This is a genomic window from Psychrobacter sp. 1U2, assembly GCF_051847575.1.
In genome coordinates this window covers 1-704 of sequence record NZ_JBPYDC010001108.1, presented here as the reverse complement: position 1 = coordinate 704, position 704 = coordinate 1, and the positions used below count along the sequence as shown (strand labels likewise).

1 protein-coding gene and 1 pseudogene are annotated in these 704 nt (G+C 38.9%); one reads left to right on the top strand and one right to left on the bottom strand.

What is annotated here, in order from left to right:
• Positions 1–425 (top strand): magnesium chelatase domain-containing protein (locus ACS8FD_RS20650; RefSeq protein WP_439277243.1); only part of this gene is annotated, 425 nt, incomplete at its 5' end.
• Positions 426–612: 187 nt separating this feature from the next.
• Here ACS8FD_RS20650 and ACS8FD_RS20645 read toward each other — a convergent pair.
• A pseudogene (locus tag ACS8FD_RS20645) lies at positions 613–704 on the bottom strand (septal ring lytic transglycosylase RlpA family protein); the annotation flags it as partial.

The window sequence follows — 704 nt, the reverse complement described above, 5'->3', positions numbered from 1 at the left end:
ATGGTCAAGGGGGTGTCACTGAGGAAGAGCTACTCACTTATCGTCAGCAGTTTTTGGATGATTATGAGGCCGTTGGCGGTATCCATACTAGTGGACAAGACGTTTATGTCAATGTAGTTGGCGGCGTCAAAGTAATAGAAACGGGCTCTGATTTGGCAGTACTATTGGCTTGTGCATCCAGTATTAGAGAAAAACCATTACCCTCATCATTGGCGGTGTTTGGTGAGGTAGGTTTGTCAGGAGAGATTCGTCCTGTACCAAACGGACAAGAGCGCTTAAAAGAAGCTATGAAGCATGGTTTTACTCATGCCATTATTCCAAAATCAAATGCACCTGCTAGTGATTCACCGCAGTTTAAAGGTATTGTCGTACATGCTGTAGAGCGCCTAGATGATGCAATAGAAAGGGCGTTTGAAATTTATTAACTACGTCAATAAGACAATGTGTCAATAACATAACTGCTAAAAAAGCAGTCATAAAAAAAGTGTCAAACTTATACAAGCTTGACACTTTTTTGTATTTTAATCACTTTTCACACTGCTAATTTCCATACATCTAAATTCTAAAATCGTTTACAGACCTAATGCAATCTTATAGGTATCGATCTTAAAACTATGGACCTGAAACACGTTCAATTGATACATTACCAACACCTTTACTGGTAATACCCAAACGTTTGGCTGCACCATAAGACAAATCTAAAA